Here is a 23,444-nt window from a genome sequence, read left to right on the forward strand (position 1 = left end):
ATGACTCAGCTCGATAACCTGTCTCTGGTTCAGCGATTCATCCGTTTGCCGCTCGCCCAACGGCAAGCGTTCCTGCAAAAGCTGCACAGCAAAAACATGAGTTTTGCCGCGTTGCCGATTCCGGCGATGCGTGACGAGTTCGAGCATATCGGCCTGTCCTACGCCCAGGAGCGCCAGTGGTTCCTCTGGCAATTGGACCCTCACAGCGCGGCCTACCATGTGCCGACGGCGCTGCGGTTGCGCGGTGCACTGGACGTGCCGGCGTTGCAGCGCAGCTTCGATGCATTGCTGGAGCGCCATGAGGTGCTGCGTACGGTGTTTGTCGACGGGCCGGAAGGGCCGCTGCAGGTTGCGCACGCATGCCTGAGCCTGCCGGTCACGACGGTGGTGCTGGAAGCGGTGCCGGACGCCGCAGCGCTCAAGGCGTTGATTGACACTGAAATCACTGCGCTGTTCGACTTGCAGCAGGGCCCGCTGTTGCGGGTCAAGCTGTTGCAACTGGCACCGGACGACCACGTGCTGGTGCTCACCCAGCACCACATCATTTGTGACGGCGCATCGGCGCAGATCATGGTTCACGACCTGGTCAAACTCTATGCTGCCCACAGCACCGGCCAGGCGCCGGACCTGCAGGCGCTGCCGATTCAATACGCCGACTATGCGATCTGGCAGCGCAAATGGATGGAAGCCGGCGAGCTTGCGCGGCAATTGGGTTACTGGACCGAACGCCTGGGTGATGGCGGTGAAGTGCTGCCTTTGCCTGCTGACCGCGCCCGTCCGGCGGTGCAGAGTTACCGCGGTGCGCGGCTGGACCTCGCCATCGATGCCGGGCTGACCGAACGCCTCAAGCGCGTGGCCCAGCGCGAAGGCTGCACCTTGTTCATGCTGTTGCTCGCCTCATTCCAGGTATTGCTGCACCGTTACAGCGGCCAGTCGGACATCCGCGTGGGCGTGCCGGTGGCCAACCGCAACCGTCTTGAAACCGAAGGCCTGATTGGTTTCTTCGTCAATACCCAGGTGCTGGATGCGCGGATTCAGGGGGCAATGCCTTTCGATCAATTGCTGGCGCAGGTCAAGCAGGCTTCGCTGGGCGCCCAGGCTCACCAGGATTTGCCGTTCGAGCAATTGGTGCAAGCCCTCGCACCGGACCGACACATGAGTCACAGTCCGTTGTTCCAGGTGATGTTCAATCACCAGAGCGGCGATGCCGCCCAAGCGTTGCAACTGCCAGGCTTGCATGTCGAGAGCCTGGATTGGAGCTCGCACACGGCGCAATTCGATCTGACCCTTGGCACGCACGAGACCCAGGGCGCATTGGCCGCCACATTCACCTATGCCACTGATTTATTCGACACTGGCACCATCGAACGCCTGGCCGCTCACTGGCTGAACTTGCTGCAAGGCATCGTCGCCGATCCGCAACGGCGCATCGGGGAATTGCCGCTGCTGGACGCGACCGAGCAACAGCACAACATCGCCCAGTGGAACCCCGGCCCGCGCAGCTTCCCAAGCGACACCTGCGCCCATCAACTGATCGCCGAGCAGGCCCGTCAACGGCCTGACGCCGTGGCCCTGCGTTGCAACGGCCAGACCCTGACCTACGCCGAACTGAATGCCCAGGCCAACCGCCGTGCGCATCAGTTGATCGCTCACGGCGTGGGGCCGGACGTGCTGGTGGGCCTGGCCGCGGAGCGGGGTATCGAGATGATCGTCGGGCTGCTGGCGATCCTCAAGGCCGGCGGCGCCTATGTGCCGCTCGACCCAACCTACCCGCAGGACCGCCTGGCCTACATGATGCAAGACAGCGGCATCCAGCTGCTGCTGGCCCAGGCGTCGCTGGCCGGTCAATTGCCGGTGCCTGACGGCGTGAAAACCCTGCTGCTGGATACCGACGTCAGCGCCTTTGCCAACAACGACCCGCAAGTCGTCATGGATCCTTCGAACCTCGCCTACGTGATCTACACCTCCGGTTCCACCGGCAACCCCAAAGGCACCTTGCTTGCGCACCACAACATCCTGCGTCTGTTCGCGGCCACTGAACCGTGGTTCGGTTTCGGCCCGCAGGACGTCTGGAGCCTGTTTCATTCCTATGCTTTCGACTTCTCGGTCTGGGAAATTTTCGGCGCACTGCTGCACGGTGGCGAGCTGCTGATCGTGCCGTACGACGTCAGCCGCTCGCTCCAGGAATTCCTCGACCTGTTGTGCGACGCGGGCGTCACGGTGCTCAACCAGACGCCGTCGGCGTTCAAACAGTTGATGCACGTGGCTTGTGCCGACTCACGGGCCAATGCCCTGCGCTACGTGGTATTCGGCGGCGAGGCGCTGGACGTCAAGAGCCTGCGCCCATGGTTCGAACGGTTTGGCGACAGCGCGCCACAGCTGATCAACATGTACGGCATCACCGAAACCACGGTGCACGTCACCTACCGTCCGTTGTCGGTGGCTGATCTCGAGCTGGACGCCAGCAGCCCGATTGGCGAACCGATAGCCGACCTGTCGTGGTACCTGCTCGACGGTGAACTGAACCCGGTGGCCAAAGGCTGCATCGGTGAGCTGTATGTTGGCCGCGCCGGCCTGGCCCGGGGCTACCTGAAGCGTGGCGACCTGACGGCACTGCGTTTTATTCCCGACCCGTTCGGCGAAAGCGGTGCGCGGTTGTACCGCACCGGTGACCTGGCGCAATACCGCAGCGACGGGGTGATCGAGTACATCGGTCGGATTGACCATCAGGTGAAAATCCGTGGCTTCCGTATCGAACTGGGTGAAATTGAAGCGCGCCTGAACGCCCTGGCGGCGGTGCGCGAAGCCGTGGTGTTGGCCCAGGAAGGGCTGAACGGCCAGCAATTGGTGGCTTACGTGATCCCGGCGCAAGGCGCCGAGGATGCAGGCGCCCTCAAGGCGCAGTTGAAAGCGGACCTGCCGGACTACATGGTACCGACGCACCTGCTGTTCCTGAATGAATGGCCACTGACCGCCAACGGCAAGCTCGACCGCAAGGCCCTGCCGCAGCCGGACGCAAGCCAGGTACAGCACGAATACGTGGCGCCGCAAAGCGCGCTGGAACAGCAAATCGCAACCGTCTGGCAAGACGTGCTGAAACTGGAGCGGGTTGGTCTCACCGACAACTTCTTCGAACTGGGTGGCCATTCATTGCTGGCTACACAGATGGTGTCGCGCATCCGCCAACACCTCGGCATGAACCTGCAACTGCGCAAGCTGTTCGAAAATGCCAGCCTCAAGGCTTGCGTGGCTGCGCTTGAGCCAATCCAGGCGGCGATGCCTGCGCGCATTCCAAGGGTGCCGCGTGATCAACCGTTGCCCTTGTCCTACGCCCAGCAACGCCAGTGGTTCCTTTGGCAAATGGAACCCTCCAGTGCGGCGTACCACATCCCTGCGGCGCTACGGATTCATGGCCACCTGGATTTGAAGGCGTTGCAACGCAGCTTAAGCGCACTGGTGCAGCGTCACGAGAGTTTGCGCACGACCTTTGTCCAGAAGGACGAGCGTGCGTTCCAGGTTATCCATGCCGAGTCCGGTCCGCTGCTGACGCCGCAGTTTCTCGACCTGACCTCGGCCAACCAGGCCGAGCAGATCCAGGCGTTTGTTCGCGATCAGATCAGCCGGCCGTTCGACCTGCAGAACGGTCCGCTGCTGCGGGTCGGGCTGCTGCAGGTGGCCGCCGATGAACAGGTGCTGGTGCTGACCCAGCATCACATCGTCTCCGATGGCTGGTCGATGCAGGTGCTGGTGCAGGAACTGATTGAGCGTTATGCCGCCTATAGCCAGGGTGGATCGGTTGAACCGGTGGAGTTACCGATCCAGTATGCCGATTACGCGGTGTGGCAACGCCAATGGATGGACGCCGGTGAGCGTGAGCGGCAGCTGGCTTACTGGACCAACGTCCTCGGCGCTGAACAGCCATTGCTGGAGCTGCCTGCGGACCGTCCGCGACCGGCACGCCAGAGCTTTGCCGGCGCCCGTCTGGCCGTCCAGTTACCGCAGGCATTGGGCCAACAGCTGCGGCAACTGGCGCTGGGTGAAGGTTGCAGCCTGTTCATGCTGTTGCTGGCTTCGTTCCAGGGCCTGCTGCACCGTTACAGCGGCCAGTCGGACATCCGCGTGGGCGTACCGATTGCCAACCGCAACCGGGTCGAGACCGAAGGCCTGATCGGGTTCTTCGTCAATACCCAGGTGCTCAAGGCTGAAGTCGATCCGCAGCAGCGGTTCAGCGAACTGCTGCAACAGGTCAAGACGGCGGCACTGGGCGCCGAGGCGCATCAGGACCTACCGTTCGAGCAATTGGTCGAAGCCTTGCGCCCTGAGCGCAACCTGAGCCATAGCCCGTTGTTCCAGGTGTTGTACAACCACCAGAGCGCCGGCCGCCAAGCCATCCCGCAACTGCCGGGGCTGGTGATCAAGGCCCAGGAGTGGGAAAGCCGTACCGCCCAGTTCGACTTGACCCTCGACACCCTGGACGCCGACGGCGAGCTCAATGCAACCCTCACTTACGCCACCGACCTGTTCGACGCAAGCACTGCACAGCGTATGGCCGCTCACTGGCTGAACCTGCTGCAAGGTATCGTCGCCGATCCGCAACGGCGCATCGGGGAATTGCCGCTGCTGGACGCGACCGAGCAACAGCACAACATCGCCCAGTGGAACCCCGGCCCGCGCAGCTTCCCAAGCGACACCTGCGCCCATCAACTGATCGCCGAGCAGGCCCGTCAACGGCCTGACGCCGTGGCCCTGCGTTGCAACGGCCAGACCCTGACCTACGCCGAACTGAATGCCCAGGCCAACCGCCGTGCGCATCAGTTGATCGCTCACGGCGTGGGGCCGGACGTGCTGGTGGGCCTGGCCGCGGAGCGGGGTATCGAGATGATCGTCGGCCTGCTGGCGATCCTCAAGGCCGGCGGCGCTTATGTGCCGCTCGACCCAACCTACCCGCAGGACCGCCTGGCCTACATGATGCAAGACAGCGGCATCCAGCTGCTGCTGGCCCAGGCGTCGCTGACCGGTCAATTACCGGTGCCTGACGGCGTGAAAACCCTGCTGCTGGATACCGACGTCAGCGCCTTTGCCGACAGCGACCCGCAAGTCGTCGTGGATCCTTCGAACCTCGCCTACGTGATCTACACCTCCGGTTCCACCGGCAACCCCAAAGGCACCTTGCTTGCGCACCACAACATCCTGCGTCTGTTCGCGGCCACTGAACCGTGGTTCGGTTTCGGCCCGCAGGACGTCTGGAGCCTGTTTCATTCCTATGCTTTCGACTTCTCGGTCTGGGAAATTTTCGGCGCACTGCTGCACGGTGGCGAGTTGCTGATCGTGCCGTACGACGTCAGCCGCTCGCCCCAGGAATTCCTCGACCTGTTGTGCGACGCGGGCGTCACGGTGCTCAACCAGACGCCGTCGGCGTTCAAGCAGTTGATGCACGTGGCTTGTACCGACTCCCGGGCCAATGCCCTGCGCTACGTGGTATTCGGCGGCGAGGCGCTGGACGTCAAGAGCCTGCGCCCATGGTTCGAACGGTTTGGCGACAGCGCGCCACAGCTGATCAACATGTACGGCATCACCGAAACCACGGTGCACGTCACCTACCGTCCGCTGTCGGTGGCTGATCTCGAGCTGGACGCCAGCAGTCCGATTGGCGAACCGATAGCCGACCTGTCGTGGTACCTGCTCGACGGTGAACTGAACCCGGTGGCCAAAGGCTGCATCGGTGAACTGTATGTTGGCCGCGCCGGCCTGGCCCGGGGCTACCTGAAGCGTGGCGACCTGACGGCACTGCGTTTTATTCCCGACCCGTTCGGCGAAAGCGGTGCGCGGTTGTACCGCACCGGTGACCTGGCGCAATACCGCAGCGACGGGGTGATCGAGTACATCGGCCGGATTGACCATCAGGTGAAAATCCGTGGCTTCCGTATCGAACTGGGTGAAATTGAAGCGCGCCTGAACGCCCTGGCGGCGGTGCGCGAAGCCGTGGTCTTGGCCCAGGAAGGGCTGAACGGCCAGCAATTGGTGGCTTACGTGATCCCGGCGCAAGGTGCCGAGGATGCAGGCGCCCTCAAGGCGCAGTTGAAAGCGGACCTGCCGGACTACATGGTACCGACGCACCTGCTGTTCCTGAATGAATGGCCACTGACCGCCAACGGCAAGCTCGACCGCAAGGCCCTGCCGCAGCCGAACGCAGGCCAGGTACAGCACGAGTACGTGGCGCCGCAAAGCGCGCTGGAACAGCAAATCGCAACCGTCTGGCAAGACGTACTGAAACTGGAGCGGGTTGGTCTCACCGACAACTTCTTCGAACTGGGTGGCGACTCGATTATCTCGATTCAAGTGGTCAGCCGCGCCCGGCAGTCCGGCATCCGCTTTAGTCCAAAAGACCTGTTCCAGCACCAGACGGTGCAGGCATTGGCGACTGTCGCGCAGACCGGTGACCAGCTGCAGGTAATCGATCAGGCTGCGGTGCAGGGCCCGGCGTTGCTGCTGCCGATTCAACAGGCTTACTTTGCCGACGCCATCCCGCAGCGTCATCACTACAACCAGTCGGTGCTGCTGCAACCGGCCCGTGCGCTGCAAGCGGCGCTGGTGGAGCAAGCATTGCAGGCGCTGGTGCTGCATCACGATGCGTTGCGGGTGATGTTCAACGAAAGCGCCGAAGGCTGGAGTGCCAGCCATCGCGACGCATCGATGCGCAATGATCTGTTATGGGTGCGCCCGGTGGCCGATGCTGGCGCGCTGGAAGTGCTGGCCAATCAAGCCCAGCGCAGCCTGAACCTGCAAACCGGACCCTTGCTGCGCGCCGTGTTGGCGACCCTGGACGATGGCACCCAGCGGCTGTTGCTGGTGATCCATCACCTGGCGGTGGACGGTGTGTCGTGGCGGATTCTGTTCGACGACCTGCAAACGGCCTACAACCAATTGCTCGCCGGGCAAGCCTTGCAATTGCCGGCCAAGACCAGCTCGGTCAAGGCGTTTGCCGAACAGTTGCAGGCGCATGCACGCAGCGCGCAATTGCAGCAGCAGTTGGCCTACTGGCAGGCGCAACTGCAAGGTGCGCCGGCTGACCTGCCGTGCCTCAACCCCGAGGCGAGCCCACAGAACGGCCAGGCCGTCACTGTTCATACGCGCCTGGACAAACACCTGACGCGGCAACTGCTGCAGGAAGCGCCAGCCGCCTATCGCACTCAGGTCAACGACCTGTTGCTGACCGCCCTGGCGCGGGTGGTCTGCCGTTGGACCGGGCATGCAAGTACCTTGATCCAGCTTGAAGGCCATGGTCGCGAAGAGTTGTTTGCCAACATCGACCTGACGCGCACCGTGGGGTGGTTCACCAGTATGTTCCCGGTCCAGTTGTCGCCGGCGGCGGCACTCGGGGACTCGATCAAGTCGATCAAGCAAGGGTTGCGATTGATCCCGGACAAGGGGGTGGGTTTCGGCGCGCTGCGCTTCCTCGGTGACGAGGCCAGCCGGTCAGCCTTGCAAGCGCTGCCGGTGCCGCGCATTACCTTCAACTACCTGGGGCAGTTCGACGCCAGCTTCGATAAGGAACAGGGCGCGTTGTTCAGCCCGGCCAGCGAAAGCGCCGGTGAAGAGCAAAGCGCGATGGCGCCCCTGGGCAATTGGCTGAGCCTCAACGGGCGGGTATTTGATGGCGCACTGAGCCTGGGCTGGACGTTCAGTCACCAACAGTTCGAGCAAACCACCATCCAGCAACTGGCCGACGATTATGCCGTGGAGCTGGCTCTGTTGATCGGTCATTGCTGCGATCCTGCAAACCATGGCATGACGCCTTCCGACTTCCCGCTGGCCAGCTTTACCCAACCGCAGCTCGATAACCTGGGCCTCGCCGCCCGTTCGGTGGATGACATCTACCCGTTGGCGCCGATGCAGCAGGGCATGCTGTTCCACAGCTTGTACGAACACGGCAGCGGTCAGTACATCAATCAGATGTGCCTGAACATCGACGGTCTCGACCCACAGCGTTTCGAGGCTGCCTGGCAGGCGGCGGTCGACGCCCATGACATTTTGCGCAGCAGTTTCATCTGGGAAGGCAGCGAGCAACCGGTGCAGGTGGTGCATAAACAGGTGCGCGTACCCTTCACCGCGCTGGATTGGAGCACACGCACGGATGCCCCGCAGGCCCTCGTCGAGTTGGCGTCCAGCGAGCGCGACCAGGGTTTCGACCTCGCCCTCGCGCCGCTGCTGCGGCTGGTGCTGGTCAAGACCGCTGAACAGCGTTATCACCTGATTTATACCCATCACCACATTCTGATGGACGGCTGGAGCAACTCGCAGCTGCTGGGCGAGGTGTTGCAACGTTACGATGGCCAGGTGCTGCCGCGCCCGGCCGGCCGCTATCGTGACTACATCGCCTGGCTGCAAGGGCGTGATGCCAAGGCCAGTGAAACGTTCTGGCGTGCGCAACTGCACGCGCTCGACGCGCCGACGCGCCTCGCCGAAAACCGTTTCGCCGCGCCGCAGCCGGCTGTCGAGACCAGCCATGCCAGCCTGTATCACTCACTGTCCCAACAGCAGACCCAACGCCTGGGCGAATTCGCCCGCCAGCAAAAGGTCACCCTCAATACCGTGGTCCAGGCGGCCTGGTTGCTGCTCCTGCAACATTACACCGGGCATGACACGGTGGCCTTCGGCGCCACGGTGTCCGGACGCCCCGGCGAACTCAAAGGCGTCGAACAGCAGATAGGCCTGTTCATCAATACCTTGCCGGTGATTGCCAGCCCCCGGCCGGAACAATCGGTCACCAGCCTGCTGCAACAGCTTCAGGCCCGCAACGTTGCGTTGCGCGAGCATGAACACACGCCGCTGTTCGAGATTCAGCGCTGGGCCGGGCAGGGCGGTGAAGGCCTGTTCGACACGCTGCTGGTGTTCGAAAACTACCCGCTGGCCGAGGCCCTGCAAGCGCAGGCACCGTCAGGCCTGAGCTTCGGCACGGTGGGTAATCAGGAACAGACTAATTTCCCGTTGACCCTGGCCGTTAATCTCAATGAGACCCTGAGCCTGCACTTCACTTATGCCCATGCTGCGTTCCATACACATACAATCCAGCGCCTGGCTGAGCAGGTGGAGCACGTGCTCGCACAGATGGTGAGCCTGGCCGCCGACCGTAGCCTGGGCGATATCGACCTGGTTGGCGCGGCGACGCGCACCGTGCTGTTGCGCGACTGGAATGCCACGGCAGTGCCGGCCACCGACCCACGCCACGTTCATCAATGGTTCGAGTCCCAGGCTCGACGCACGCCTGATGCGCCGGCCCTGTTGGCCGATCAAGCGTCGCTGACCTATGCCCAGCTCAACCTGCGCGCCAATCGCCTGGCTCATGCGTTGATCGAGCGGGGTGTAGGCCCGGACGTGTTGGTGGGGCTGTGCATGCCGCGCTGCGTGCAGATGGTCGTCGGGCTACTGGCGATCCTCAAGGCCGGTGGTGCCTATGTACCGCTGGACCCCGCTTATCCACAGGATCGTTTGATGTACATGGTCGAGGACAGCGGCATTGCCTTGCTGTTGACCGAAACCAGCGTACAGCCGTACTTCGCCGACGTGGCCGTGGACTGCCTGCTGCTGGACGCACTGCCCGAGCGGTTCGATGGCTACGGCGAGCATGAGCCTTCGGTAACCGTCGACAGCCAGAACCTCGCCTATGTGATCTATACCTCCGGTTCCACCGGGAAACCCAAAGGCGTGACGATTCGCCATGGCGCCCTGAGCAACCATATGGAATGGATGCAGGGTTGCCTGAAGCTGGATCACAGTGACCGTGTCCTGCAGAAGACCGCCATCAGTTTCGACGCCTCGGTGTGGGAGTTCTGGTTGCCACTGATGAGCGGCGCGCAACTGGTATTGGCCGCGCCGCAATTGAACCTGGACTTGACCACCTTGTGGGTCGAGGTGGAGCGTTGGGGGATCAGTGTGCTGCAAATGGCGCCATCGTTGCTGCAGGCGCTGTTGCCGCTGGCGACCCGTGAACACCTGGCCTCCTTGCGCCTGCTGCTGTGCGGCGGTGAAGCGCTGAGTGCGCACCTTTCCCGCCAGGTCCTGGGCCTCTTCGATGGCGAGCTGCGCAATCTTTATGGCCCCACGGAGGCCACGATTGATACCAGCAGCCATGCCGTGGCGGCCACTGTCGAAGACGACGGGCGAATCATCGCCATCGGTCGTCCGATCAACAACGTATCCACCTATGTGCTGGACGGCGCCTTGCAGCCTTGCGCCGTGGGGGCGATTGGCGAGTTGTACATCGGTGGTGAATCCCTGGCCCGTGGTTATCACCAGCGTCCAGGGCTGACCGCCGAGCGCTTCGTTCCCGATCCGTTTGGCGAGTCGGCCGCCGCACGCCTGTATCGCACCGGCGACCTGGTGCGCCACGCCGAAAATGGCGTAATCGAATACATCGGCCGGATTGACCATCAGGTGAAAATCCGTGGCCTGCGCATTGAGCTGGGTGAAATCGAAGCCCGCCTCCACGCTCAACCTGAAGTACGAGACGCGGTAGTGCTGGCTCGGGAAACGGCGACCGGCACGAGCCTGGTGGGTTGGCTTGTCAGCCAGGACAGCAGCCTGGATAGGGCGGCCGAGGCGCGCTTGGGTGAACAGCTCAAGGCGCGGCTGGCACAACAGATGCCGGACTTCATGGTGCCCACCCATCTGGTCTTCCTCGATCAACTGCCGCTTACACCCAACGGCAAACTCGACCGCAAGGCACTGCCCGCACCGGATACCCGCGCGCTGCATTCGGCTTACCTGGCGCCGCAAAGCGATCTGGAATGCAAGGTCGCGGCCATCTGGCAAGGCGTGCTCAACGTTGAGCAGGTCGGTCTGGCGGATGATTTCTTCGAGCTGGGCGGGCATTCGCTGCTGGTGGTGAATGTGGTGTCGCGCCTGCAGCTCGAACTGGGCATGAAGTTAACGCCCCAATTGATATTCCAATTTCCGGTCCTCGGTGCGTTTGTCGCGCAACTGGAGCAGACCGGCACGTCAATGAGCACGTCAAAATTGAGCAAGCTTGAAGCGCTGCTTGATGAATTCGAGGAGGTTTGATGGACACCGCTGTCGCACAACGTATTGCCAGGCGCTTCATAACGCTGCCGCTGGAAAAACGCCGTCTTTACCTGCAGAAAATGCTCGAAGAGGACGTTTCCCCGGCGAACCTGCCGATTCCGCCTGTCAGTGCCGAGTTCGACACGTTGTCATTGTCCTTTGCCCAGGAGCGTCAATGGTTCTTGTGGCAGCTGGACCCGGAAAGCGCGGCTTATCACATGCCTACGGCCCTGCGCTTGCGCGGTCCATTGGACATTGCGGCGCTGCAACAGAGTTTCAGTGCGCTGGTCGCGCGCCATGAGAGCCTGCGTACCACCTTCGTGGTGCACGGCGAGCAAGTGGTGCAGCAAGTGCAGGAGGCTGCACCGGTAAATCTGCAGGTGCAGCCTCTGGCCCAGGTGCCGGATGCGGCGCAACTGCGGCACTTGATCGAAGACGAGACGCGCCGGCTGTTCGACTTGCAGCAGGGGCCCTTGTTGCGTACGTGCCTGTTGCAACTGGGCGCGGATGACCATGTGCTGATTGTCACCTTGCACCACATCGTTTCCGATGGCTGGTCGATGCAGGTAATGGTCGAGGAGTTGGTCAAGGGTTACGCCGCGTTCAGTCGAGGGTTGAGCCTGGAACTGCCAGCGTTGCCGATTCAATATAGCGACTACGCCATCTGGCAGCGGCACTGGATGGAGGCCGGCGAGCGGGAGCGGCAGTTGCAATACTGGACCGCGCAACTGGGCGGCGAGCAGCCGGTGCTTGAGCTCCCGACTGACGTTGCCCGCCCGGCCGTGATGAGCTATCGCGGTGCCCGGCTGGAGTTGGATATCGACGCCGCGCTGGCCTGCGGCCTCAAGCAGATGGCCCAGCGCGAAGGGGTCAGTCTGTTCATGATCCTGCTGGCCTCCTACCAGGCCTTGCTGCATCGCTACAGCGGGCAGAACGACATTCGGGTTGGCGTGCCGACCGCGAACCGTAACCGGGTGGAGACCGAGGGGTTGATCGGCTTTTTCGTCAACACCCAAGTGCTCAAGAGTGAGGTCGACAGCCAGGGCTCCTTCAGTGCCTTGCTGCAACAGGTCAAGCAGACTGCGCTGGATGCCCAGGCGCATCAGGACCTGCCGTTCGAGCAACTGGTGGAAGCCTTGCAGCCGCAACGCAACCTGAGCCACAGCCCGCTGTTTCAAGTGATGTTCAACCACCAGACCCAAGGCCCGGCGGGCGAGGGGCCGGCCGGTGAATTGAAGGTCGAGGGGCTGCGCTGGGATACCCATAGTGCACAGTTCGACTTGACCCTGGAAACCATGGAGCGCCCCGATGGCCTGTCTGCGGCGCTGATCTATGCCACGGATCTGTTCGGTGCAGACACGGTTGCGCGGATGGCCGGGCACTGGCAAAACCTGCTGCAGGCAATCATCGCGAACCCTGCACAAAGCATCGGTGAACTGCCGTTGCTTGACGCTGAACAGCGCCAAGCGCAGCTCGACGATTGCGTCCGCACGTCGGTAGCCACACCGCAGGCGGGTTATGTTCATCGATTGTTCGAGGCACAGGTGGCCCGCTCGCCGGAGGCGCAGGCGCTGGTCATCAATGGCCAGCGCTTGAGCTACGGGCAACTCAATACCCGGGCCAATCAGTTGGCGGTGGAGCTGCAACGTCACGGGGTGGGCGCGGGTGTGCTGGTGGGCATTGCCGTCGAACGCAGCCCGCACATGCTGATCGGGTTGTTGGCAATCCTCAAGGCCGGCGGCGCCTATCTGCCTCTCGATCCCGCGTTCCCGCAGGATCGCCTCGCCTACATGATTGAGGACAGTGGCATCGACCTGTTGCTGACCCAACATTCACTGCTCAGCCAGATCCCGGTGCCTGACACGGTCACTACGCTGGTGCTGGATCAACCGGGCAATTGGCTTGACGGCCATGCCGGTGACGATCTGCCTACCCGGCTGGATCCGGAGCACCTGGCTTATGTCATCTACACGTCTGGCTCCACCGGCCAGCCGAAAGGGGTGATGGTGCGACATGGCGCCCTGACCAACTTTGTCGCAAGCATGGCCAGGGTGCCGGGCATGACCGCCCAGGATCGGGCGTTGTCACTGACCACGTTCTCGTTTGATATTTTCGGCCTGGAAATCTACGTACCCCTGATGGTCGGCGCGTGCATCGTGCTGACCGGCCAGGAGGTGGCGCAGGACCCGTACGCCGTGCTGGCCCTGATCGACGCCGAACAGGTCAACGTGGTGCAGGCGACTCCCTCGACCTGGCGCATGTTGCTCGACAATGAACAGGCCCACGTGCTCCAGGGGTGCACGTGCCTGTGCGGCGGCGAGGCGTTGCCCCAGGAACTGGCGGTGCGCATGCTTGGCCTTGGCGGTGAAGTCTGGAATCTCTATGGCCCGACGGAAACCACGGTCTGGTCGGCGTTGCACCGGCTGCGTCCGCAGGCTGCGCAACCTTGGCTGGGCGGGCCAATCGACAACACATCGCTGTACATCGTCGGTGCAGACCTGATGCCGGTGCCCTATGGTGTTGCCGGCGAATTGCTGATCGGCGGGGACGGCCTGGCGCGGGGTTACTTCCAGCGACCGGGATTGACCGCCGAACGTTTTGTTCCCCATCCGTTTTCCAGCACCGGCGAGCGGCTTTACCGCACCGGCGACCTCGCACGTCAGCGCCCGGACGGTATCCTCGAATACCTGGGGCGGATCGACCATCAGGTGAAAATTCGCGGTTTCCGCATCGAGCTCGGAGAAATCGAAGCGCGCCTGCTGGAGCAGGACGCTGTACGTGAAGCCGCGGTACTGGCCCAGGATGCCCCGGGCGGCCAGGCGTTGGTGGCGTATGTGGTCCCCGCCGCCGAATGGCAGGGCCTGGATGCCGACGGCCAGGGTCGCCTGCGCGACAGCCTGAACGCCCGGCTCAAGGCCAACTTGCCCGACTACATGGTGCCGGCGCATATGGTGCTGTTGCCAAGGTTCCCGCTGACCCCCAATGGCAAGCTGGACCGCAGGCAACTGCCCAAACCCGATGCCAGCCAATGGCAGAAAACCTACGTGGCTGCGCAGACGCCGGTGCAGCAAGCGGTGGCGGCGATCTGGGCCGAGGTGCTCAACGTGCCGCGGGTTGGCCTGAGTGACAACTTTTTCGAGCTGGGCGGCCATTCGCTGCTGGCGACCCAAATGGTTTCGCGGATTCGCCAGCAACTGCAAGTCCAGGTGCCTTTGCGCCTGCTGTTCGCCCATAACACCCTGCAAGCATTTGTCGAGGCGATGGCCCCGGCATCGTTGACTCCTGAACAGGCCATCCCGCGCGTTGCACGCGACCAGCCGCTTGCCCTGTCATATGCCCAGCAACGGCAATGGTTTTTGTGGCAATTGGAGCCCACCAGCAGCGCCTACCATATTCCCGCGGCCCTGCGTTTGCGCGGACACCTTGACCTGGCGGCCTTGCAACAGTGTTTTGACGCTCTGGTGGCGCGTCATGAGAGCTTGCGTACCCGGTTTGTGCTGGAGAACGAGCGTCCCGTACAACGGGTCGACGCGCCGGCACCGGTGGCGATTGCGCTTGAATCGGCGGCTGCCGGGCTGGATGACCCAGGCCTGCGCGGCTTGATTGAAACTGAAACCCGCCAACTCTTTGATCTGCAGCGTGGGCCGTTGCTGCGGGTCAAGCTGTTGCAACTGGGCGCTGAAGATCACGTGCTGATCCTGACCCAGCACCACATCGTGTCGGATGCCTGGTCGATGCGGGTCATGATCGATGAGCTGATGCAGTTATACCGCGGCTTCAGTCAAGGCCAACCGGCGGCGTTGGCGGCACTGCCGATCCAGTATGCCGATTACGCACAGTGGCAGCGTCAGTGGCTGGCGGCGGGTGAGCAGCAACGTCAGCTCAGCTACTGGACAGAACAGTTGGGCGGCGAGCAACCGGTCCTTGAACTGCCAACCGACCATCCACGTCCGGTTCAGCAAAGCTATCGTGGGGCCCGGCTGCCGATCACCCTCGAGCCGTCCCTGGCCGAGAGTCTCAAGCGCCTGGCGCAGCAGCAAAACACCACACTGTTCATGCTGCTGCTGGCCGGTTTCCAGACCTTGTTGCACCGCTACAGCGGGCAGCAGGATATTCGTGTCGGGGTACCGATTGCCAACCGCAATCGCCTGGAAACCGAAGGGATGCTGGGTTTCTTCGTCAACACCCAGGTACTTCGGGCCGACATTGAGGGGCACCTGCGCTTTGACCAATTGCTTCATCAGGTCAAGCAGCGGGTACTGGGAGCACAGGCACATCAGGACCTGCCGTTCGAGCAACTGGTGGAGCTGCTTGCACCTGCACGCAACCTGAGCCATACGCCGTTGTTCCAGGCCATGTTCAACCATGCCAGTGATGCTCGTCGCGAGGCGATTGAACTGCCGGGGTTGAGCCTGGAGCAATTGACCTGGGATTCGGGCAGCGTGCAGTTCGACCTCTCCCTGGATACGTTCGAGTACAGCGAAGGCATCAGTGCCGCACTGTCCTATGCCTCTGACTTATTTGAGCCAGCCACCGTCGCACGCCTGGGCGAACACTGGCTGAACCTGCTGCGCGCGATTGTGGCCAACCCCACCCAGCGCATCGCCGAATTACCGATGCTCGATGCGGTGCAGCGCCGGATGATGGTTGAGGACTGGAACCGCACGTTCGCCCACTACCCGAACCACCAGCCGGTGCACCACTTGATCGAAGCCCAGGTGGAACGGGCCCCGCATGCCGTGGCGTTGGTGTTCGAGGGGCAGTCGCTGACCTATGCCCAGCTCAACGCGCGGGCCAACCGATTGGCTCACGCCTTGATCGCGCGTGGCGTAGGCCCCGATGTGCTGGTGGGCATTGCACTGCACCGCAGCCTGGAAATGGTGGTGGGCCTGTTGGCGATCCTGAAGGCCGGCGGCGCCTATGTACCGCTGGACCCGGAATACCCGCCGGAACGCCTGTCCTACATGATCGACGACAGCGGCATCGAATGGTTGCTGACCCAGCAAGCACTGGTCGCAACCTTGCCGCTGCCGGAACGGGTGCGCACGCTGATACTCGATGGTGACGATGCCTGGCTGGCCGGTGAGGCGCAAGGCAACCCCGAGTCGCGGGCCGTCGCGCAAAACCTCGCCTATGTGATTTACACCTCCGGATCCACCGGCAAACCCAAAGGGGCTGGCAACAGCCACGGTGCCCTGACCAACCGGTTGTGCTGGATGCAACAGGCCTACGGGTTGCACGCCGACGACCGCGTGCTGCAAAAAACGCCGTTCAGCTTCGATGTGTCCGTCTGGGAGTTTTTCTGGCCGCTTATGACCGGCGTCCGCTTGGTCGTGGCGTCGCCAGGGGATCATCGCGATCCACAGAAGCTGGTCCAATTGATCGAGCGCGAGGGCATTACTACCCTGCATTTCGTCCCGTCGATGCTGCAAGCGTTCGTGCTGGATGCCAATGTCAGCCGCTGCACCAGCCTCACCCGTATCGTTTGCAGTGGCGAAGCGTTGCCGATCGATGCGCAGCAGCAGGTCTTCGCCAAGCTGCCGGGCGCGGGGCTGTTCAATCTCTACGGCCCTACCGAAGCCGCAATTGATGTCACCCACTGGACCTGTCGTGACGAGGGCCGTGACGCCGTGCCCATCGGCGAGCCGATTGCGAACTTGATGACCTACATTCTCGACGCCGAGCTCAACCCGGTGCCCTGCGGCGTCAACGGCGAACTGTACCTCAGCGGCCAGGGACTGGCGCGTGGGTACCACCGTCGCCCGGAGCTGACGGCCGAACGATTCGTGGCAAGCCCGTTTGTCGCGGGTGAACGGCTGTACCGCACGGGCGACTTGGCCCGTTACCGCGTTGACGGGGTGATTGATTACATTGGCCGTATCGACCATCAGGTGAAAATCCGCGGTTTTCGTATCGAGCTGGGTGAAATCGAGGCCCGTCTGCTGGAGCACGGGGCCGTGCGCGAAGCCGTGGTGGTGGCGCAGGACAGCCGCAACGGCAAAGCCCTGAGTGGCTACGTCGTTACCCAGCCTGGCGCCCCCAGCGACTGGCCGGCACTGCGCGAGGCGCTGACAGCGCATCTGCGCCAGACCCTGCCGGAACACATGGTGCCCACGCACCTGACGCCGCTGGAAAAAATGCCCCTGAGCCCCAACGGCAAACTCGACCGCAAGGCTCTCCCGGTGCCAGACATGGCTGAGGTACAGCAGGACTTCGTGGCTCCCGCCAATGCAGTCGAAAGTGCCCTGGTCGAGATCTGGCAAGCCGTGCTCGGCGTGGCCCGGGTGGGCACTGCCGATAACTTCTTCGCCTTGGGCGGTGACTCGATCAATTCGATTCAAGTGGTCAGCCGTGCACGTCAGCAGGGAATCGGCCTGGCCCCCAAGGACCTGTTCCTGCACCAGAACATCCAGGCGCTGGCCCGGGCTGCGAGCGCCGATCAAGCCGCAACGATCGATCAGGGGCCGGTCAACGGTGACAGCCATCTGGTTCCGATGCAGCACTGGTTCTTCGCCAATGACATGGCGCACCGTGACCACTGGAACCAGTCGCTGATGCTGACCCCGCGCGAGCCATTGGACGGCGCATGTCTGCAGCAGGCCCTTGAGCACGTGGTGGCCCATCATGACGCCTTGCGCTTGCGCTTCGTGCAATCGGGCGATGGTACCTGGCAGGCCAGCCATGAGGCCGTCGGCGCACAACCGGTAGGCCTCTGGCAGCGCCAGGCAGAGAACGCCGATGAGATCATCGCCATTGCCAACCAGGCGCAACGCAGCCTCGACCTGCAACACGGCCCGCTGTTGCGTTGCAGCCTGATCGCAGTGCAGGACGGCAGTTCGCGCCTGCATCTGGCGATTCACCATCTGGTGATGGACGGTGTGTCGTGGCGCGTGCTGCTGGAAGACTTGCAAACGGCCTACCGGCAACTGGCGGTAAACCAGCCTGTGGTGTTGCCACCCAAGTCCACCGCGTTCAAGGCGTGGGCCGAGCAGTTGCAGGGCTACGCCCACAGCGAAGGGCTGGCTCGGGAGTTGAGTTACTGGACCGGGCAACAGGCCCATGCGTTGCCGGAACTGCCACGGGCGCGGCCTGAGGGCAGCCAGGCTTCGGTGCATGGCCATTCGGTCAACACGCGTCTGGATACAGAACAGACTCGGCGCCTGCTCAAGCAGGCACCGTCGGCCTATCGCACCCAGGTCAACGACCTTTTGCTCAGTGCCCTGGCGCAGGTGATTTGCCAGTGGACTGCGCAACCTGCGTGCCTGGTGCAACTGGAAGGCCATGGCCGTGAGGAACTGTTCGGCGACGTCGACCTGAGCCGCACGTTGGGCTGGTTCACCAGCCTGTTCCCGGTGGTATTGACCCCATCGGTGCACGCGGCAGACACCATCAAGGGCATCAAGGAACAGCTGCGCGCGGTGCCGAACAAGGGCCTGGGTTATGGCGTGCTGCGTTACCTCGGTGCAGAGGATGTCCGCTCGCGTCTGGCGAAACTCGCGCAGGCCCGGATTACCTTCAACTACCTCGGCCAGTTCGACCAGAGCTTTGATGAGCAGGCGTTATTCGCGCCGAGCGAGGAGGGCAGCGGGGCTGGGCACGCTGATGACGTGGCGCTGGGCAACTGGCTGACCATCGATGGCCGGGTGTACAACGGCCAGTTGTCCCTGGACTGGACCTTCAGCCGCGACGTTTTTGATGAGGCCACCGTCCAGCAATTGGCCGATGCCTACGGCGTCGCGTTGCAGGCACTGATCGAGCATTGCTGCGGCGAAGAGCATCAGGGCCTGACGCCGTCTGACTTCCCGCTGGCCCGTTTGACCCAGGCGCACCTTGACGGCTTGCCGGTTCCCGTGGCGCAGGTGCAAGACGTCTATGCGTTGTCACCGATGCAAGAAGGCATGCTGTTCCACACCCTGGCCGACGACAGCAGCGGCTTGTACATCAACCAGATCAGCCTGCCGGTACACGGGCTGGATACCGAGCGCTTCGCCGCAGCCTGGCAATCGGTGATTGAGCGTGAGGACATTCTGCGGACCAGTTTTCACTGGCAGGATGGCTTGAGCGCCCCGGTGCAAATTGTCCACCGCCAGGCCGAATTGCCGCTGCTGATCGAAGATTGGCGCGGCCAGGACATCAGCGAACAGGCGATCGGCGCGCGCGCAACGGCTGATTACCTGCAAGGGTTCGATCTGGCCCGTGCGCCGTTGCAGCGTGTGCTGTTGCTGCGGCTTGAGGACGACCGCTACCAGATGATCTGGACCTGCCATCACATCCTGATGGACGGCTGGAGCAGTTCGCGACTGTTTGGCGAGGTAATGCAGTTTTATGCCCAGGGCCACGTGCCGACACGCAACGGTCGTTACCGCGAGTTCATCGAATGGCTGCAACGCCAGGATCAACGGGCGCTGGAGGGCTTCTGGAGAAGCCGTCTTGCGACGCTGGAGCAGGCCACCTCGCTGAACCAGGCGATGTTCCCGCGGCATGTCGAGGATTTACCCGGGCACCAGGCGCTTTACTCACGTTGGGATGCGGTGCAAACCGCACGCCTGCAACAGGCTTGCCGCGCCTTGCAAATCACCCCCAACACGCTGATCCAGGGCGCGTGGCTGTTGTTGCTGCAACGCTTTACCGGGCAGAACACTGTGGTGTTCGGTGCCACCGTGGCTGGCCGTCCTGCGGGGTTGGCCAATGCCGACAACATCCTGGGGCTGTTCATCAATACGCTACCGGTGATCCAGACCCTGGAACCCGCGCAGCCGCTGGATCAGTGGCTGCAAGCGTTGCAGGCCTGCAACATGGACATCCGTGAGCACGCACACGCGCCGCTGGCGGATATCCAGCGCTGGTCGGGGCTGGGTGGGCAAGGGCTGTTCGACAGCATCATCGTGTTTGAAAACTACCCGATCGATGAGCGCCTGGGTGAGCAACAGGACACCGGCCTGAGTTTCGGCGAGTCGCGTAACCATGACGTGACCAACTTTGCGATGGACCTGGCGGTCAATCTCGGCGAACAGTTGTCGATCGAATATCTGTTCCTGCGCAATGCCTTCAGTGTCGAGGCGGTAGAGCAGATTCGCCGCTGCATGGAAGACACCCTCGAGGCCATGATCGTTACGCCGACGGCGCGCCTGGGCAACCTTCAGCGCCTTGGGGCCGAGCAGTGGCGAGCCTTTGAGCAGTGGAGTGCGGCGCCGAATGCCAGCTATCACGCGCAGCTCTTGCCGGAACTGATCGCACGCCATGCCGATTCGCGTGGCGAGGCGACGGCACTGGTGTGTGGGGGCGATTCGCTGAGCTACGGTGAGCTGGAACGTCGAGCCAATGGCCTGGCCCATCGCTTGATCGAGCTGGGGGCTGGGCCGGAAGTGGTGGTCGGGGTGGCCCTGGAGCGCTCCGTCGAGATGATCGTGGCGTTACTGGCGGTGATGAAAAGCGGCGCGGCTTATGTGCCGTTGGACATCGACTATCCGCCCGAACGCCTGGCGTTCATGATGCAAGACTCGGCGATGGCGCTGTTGCTGACCCATAGCCAGGTGCAGGCGCGCCTTCCGGCGGTGGAAGGCCTGGCGCAGCTGGCCATCGACACGTTTGACCGCGCCGGCTACAGCGACACGCCGCCCGCCAGCAGTTTGCTGGGCGCCAATCTGGCCTACTTGATTTATACCTCGGGCTCCACCGGTCGGCCGAAAGGCGTGGCAGTGGCGCATGGGCCGATGAGCATGCATTGCCAGGCCATCGCCGGGCTGTATGACATGGATGAGCGCACCCGCGAGCTGCATTTCATGTCATTTGCCTTCGACGGCGCTCATGAGCGCTGGCTCAGTACGCTATTGAGCGGGGGCACGCTGGTGATCCGCGATGCCAGCCTGTGGACACCGGAGCAGACCTTCGACGCCTTGCATCAACACGGCATCACGATTGCCTGTTTCCCGCCGGCCTACCTCAAGCAGTTGGCCGAGTACGCGGCCCATAGCCAACAGGAACCACCCGCGGTACGGGTGTATTGCTTCGGTGGCGATGCGGTGCCGGACCAGACCTTCGAACAAGTGAAAGCGGCACTGCGTCCACAGTTCTTTACCAACGGCTATGGCCCCACCGAAACCGTGGTCACGCCGATGCTCTGGAAGGTCCCGGTCGACACCCGGTGCGAGGCCGCCTATGCGCCGATCGGGCGTGCTGTCGGCGAGCGCGCGCTGTACGTGCTGGACGAAGACCTCAACCCGCTGCCGCCGGGGATTGCCGGTGAGCTCTACATCGGTGGCCAGGGCATTGCCCGCGGCTATTACCGTCGTCCGGACCTGAGTGCCGAGCGCTTTGTGCCGGACCCGTTCGGGTCGCCGGGCGATCGCCTCTACCGCAGCGGCGACCTGGTACGCCAGCGTGTTGATGGTGTGCTTGATTACGTCGGGCGTATTGACCACCAGATCAAGGTCCGGGGCTTTCGCATTGAACTGGGGGAAATCGAGGCGAGCCTGCGGCAACTGGACGATGTCAGTGACGCGTTGGTGATCGCCCGTGACAGTGCGTCGGGCAAGCAACTGATCGGTTATGTGGTGACGCCCGATGGCATGGCCATCGGTGATCGCCTCAAGGCGGACTTGCGCGCGCAATTGCCGGATTACATGGTGCCCACCCAGGTCATCTGCATGGCGGCGCTGCCTGTCACGCCCAACGGCAAGCTGGATCGCCAGGCCTTGCCGGAGCCTGAATTCAAGGGCGGCGAGTATGTTCCCGGCCGTACTCGTGACGAGCAACTGCTGGCACAGGTCTGGGCTGATGTGTTGCAAGTGGAACGCGTGGGCATCACCGACAACTTCTTCGAGTTGGGCGGTGACTCGATCCTCAGCCTGCAAGTCGTCTCGCGGGTACGCAACCACCCTGAACTGAAGATGGACCTCAAGCTGCGGGACCTGATGCGCGGGCAGACCATCGAGGCGATTTTCGAGCAGCGTTCAAGCACCGTCGCCACGCTGATCGAGGATGTTTCGCAGGTGGCCGCCGAGGGCCAGTTCAACCTGATTCCGATCCAGCAGTGGCTGTTCGACCAGCGTATGAGCGAGCCGCACCATTACAACCAGGCATTGATGCTGCGTGCACGCCAGGCGCTGAATCTGCCGGCGCTGGAGCTGGCATTGCGCTGCATGTTGAAGCAGCACGACGCCCTGCGCCTGCGCTTTCGTGAGGTGGGCGCACGCTATTACCAGCATTACCAGCCGCTGGAGGACATGCAGGCGCAATGGGCCACTGAGCCCTTGTTATGGCAACACACCGTGGCCGATGAGGCGGAGCTTGAGCTGTACGCCGAACAGGTACAGCGCAGCCTGGACCTGCAAGACGGGCCGGTGTGGCGTACCGCTCATGTGACGTTGGGCAATGGCCAGGTGCGGGTATTGATGGTGATCCATCATTTGGTGATCGACACCGTTTCCTGGCGTTTGCTGCTGCAGGATTTGCAGGTCGCTTATGAGGCTTACCGCAATGGCCAGGCGCCGGCCCTGCCGATTCGTACCAGCAGCTACCGGGCCTGGGCCGAGGGGCTGCAAGCGTACGCGGCGAATTATCCGGCGCAGGAGCAAGCCTGGTGGCTTGAGCAGATCGACCAGCCGGGCAGTGAGCTACCGTGCGATAACCCGCGTGGCAAGAACCAGGTGCAGTACCAGTCGGTCGCGCTGATGGGCCTGTCGCAGGAGCATACCCAGCAGTTGCTCAAGCAAGTGCCTGCGGTCTACCAGACGCAGATCAACGATGTGTTGCTCGCCGCGCTGAGCCGGGTGTTGTGCCGCTGGAGCGGGCAGCCTTCGGTATTGATCCAGCTCGAAGGCCATGGCCGCGAAGACCTGGTCAAGGACATCGACCTGAGCCGCAGCCTGGGCTGGTTCACCAGCATGTTCCCGGTGCGCCTGGCACCCGGTGCCGGGGCTGATATCGGGAGCTCGGTGCGTGCGGTGCAGCGGCAATTGGCGGCCGTACCGAACAAGGGCCTGGGCTACGGCATCCTGCGTCACATGAGCGGTGTGTCGATGGCCGATACCTTGCGCCTGGCACCCCAGGCGCGTGTCACCTTCAACTACCTGGGGCAGTTCGACCAGAGCTTCGATGACAAGGCGATGCTGGTGCCGGCTCAGGAGAGCTATGGCAGTTGCTACAGCCCGCAGGCGGCCCTGGGCAATTGGCTGGAAGTGGTGGGGCAGGTGTATGACGGACGCCTGGCGATGCGCTGTATTTTCAGCACGCGCCGCTACCGTGCCGAAACCGTCGAACAGTTGATGCGAGAGTACCAGGCCGAACTGGAGGCGCTGATCGAGCATTGCGTGGCACAAGCGGCTTAAGGATTGAGGCCGATCCATCGTTATACAAAGAGGGGCCCTTGTGGCTCCTCTTTC

Annotated in this window: 2 protein-coding genes; both read left to right on the plus strand. The window is 62.9% G+C overall.

The window, feature by feature from the left end:
- The gene (locus AC3WKX_RS15750; protein ID WP_207241515.1) at positions 1–11,061 is read left to right on the plus strand and encodes a non-ribosomal peptide synthetase; all 11,061 of its coding nucleotides are present in this window, start codon (positions 1–3) and stop codon (positions 11,059–11,061) included.
- Positions 11,061–23,390 (plus strand): non-ribosomal peptide synthase/polyketide synthase, encoded by a 12,330-nt coding sequence (locus AC3WKX_RS15755; protein ID WP_102605423.1) that lies wholly within the window; start codon positions 11,061–11,063, stop codon positions 23,388–23,390. The genes AC3WKX_RS15750 and AC3WKX_RS15755 overlap by 1 nt, the downstream gene beginning before the upstream one ends.
- Positions 23,391–23,444: the final 54 nt, after the last annotated feature.

It is taken from the genome of Pseudomonas sp. GP01-A4 (assembly GCF_058780865.1).

Coding starts and splice junctions, on each gene's coding strand:
- AC3WKX_RS15755 (WP_102605423.1), top strand. CDS start 11,061: ATGGACACCGCTGTCGCACAACGTATTGCCAGGCGCTTCATAACGCTG.
- AC3WKX_RS15750 (WP_207241515.1), top strand. CDS start 1: ATGACTCAGCTCGATAACCTGTCTCTGGTTCAGCGATTCATCCGTTTG.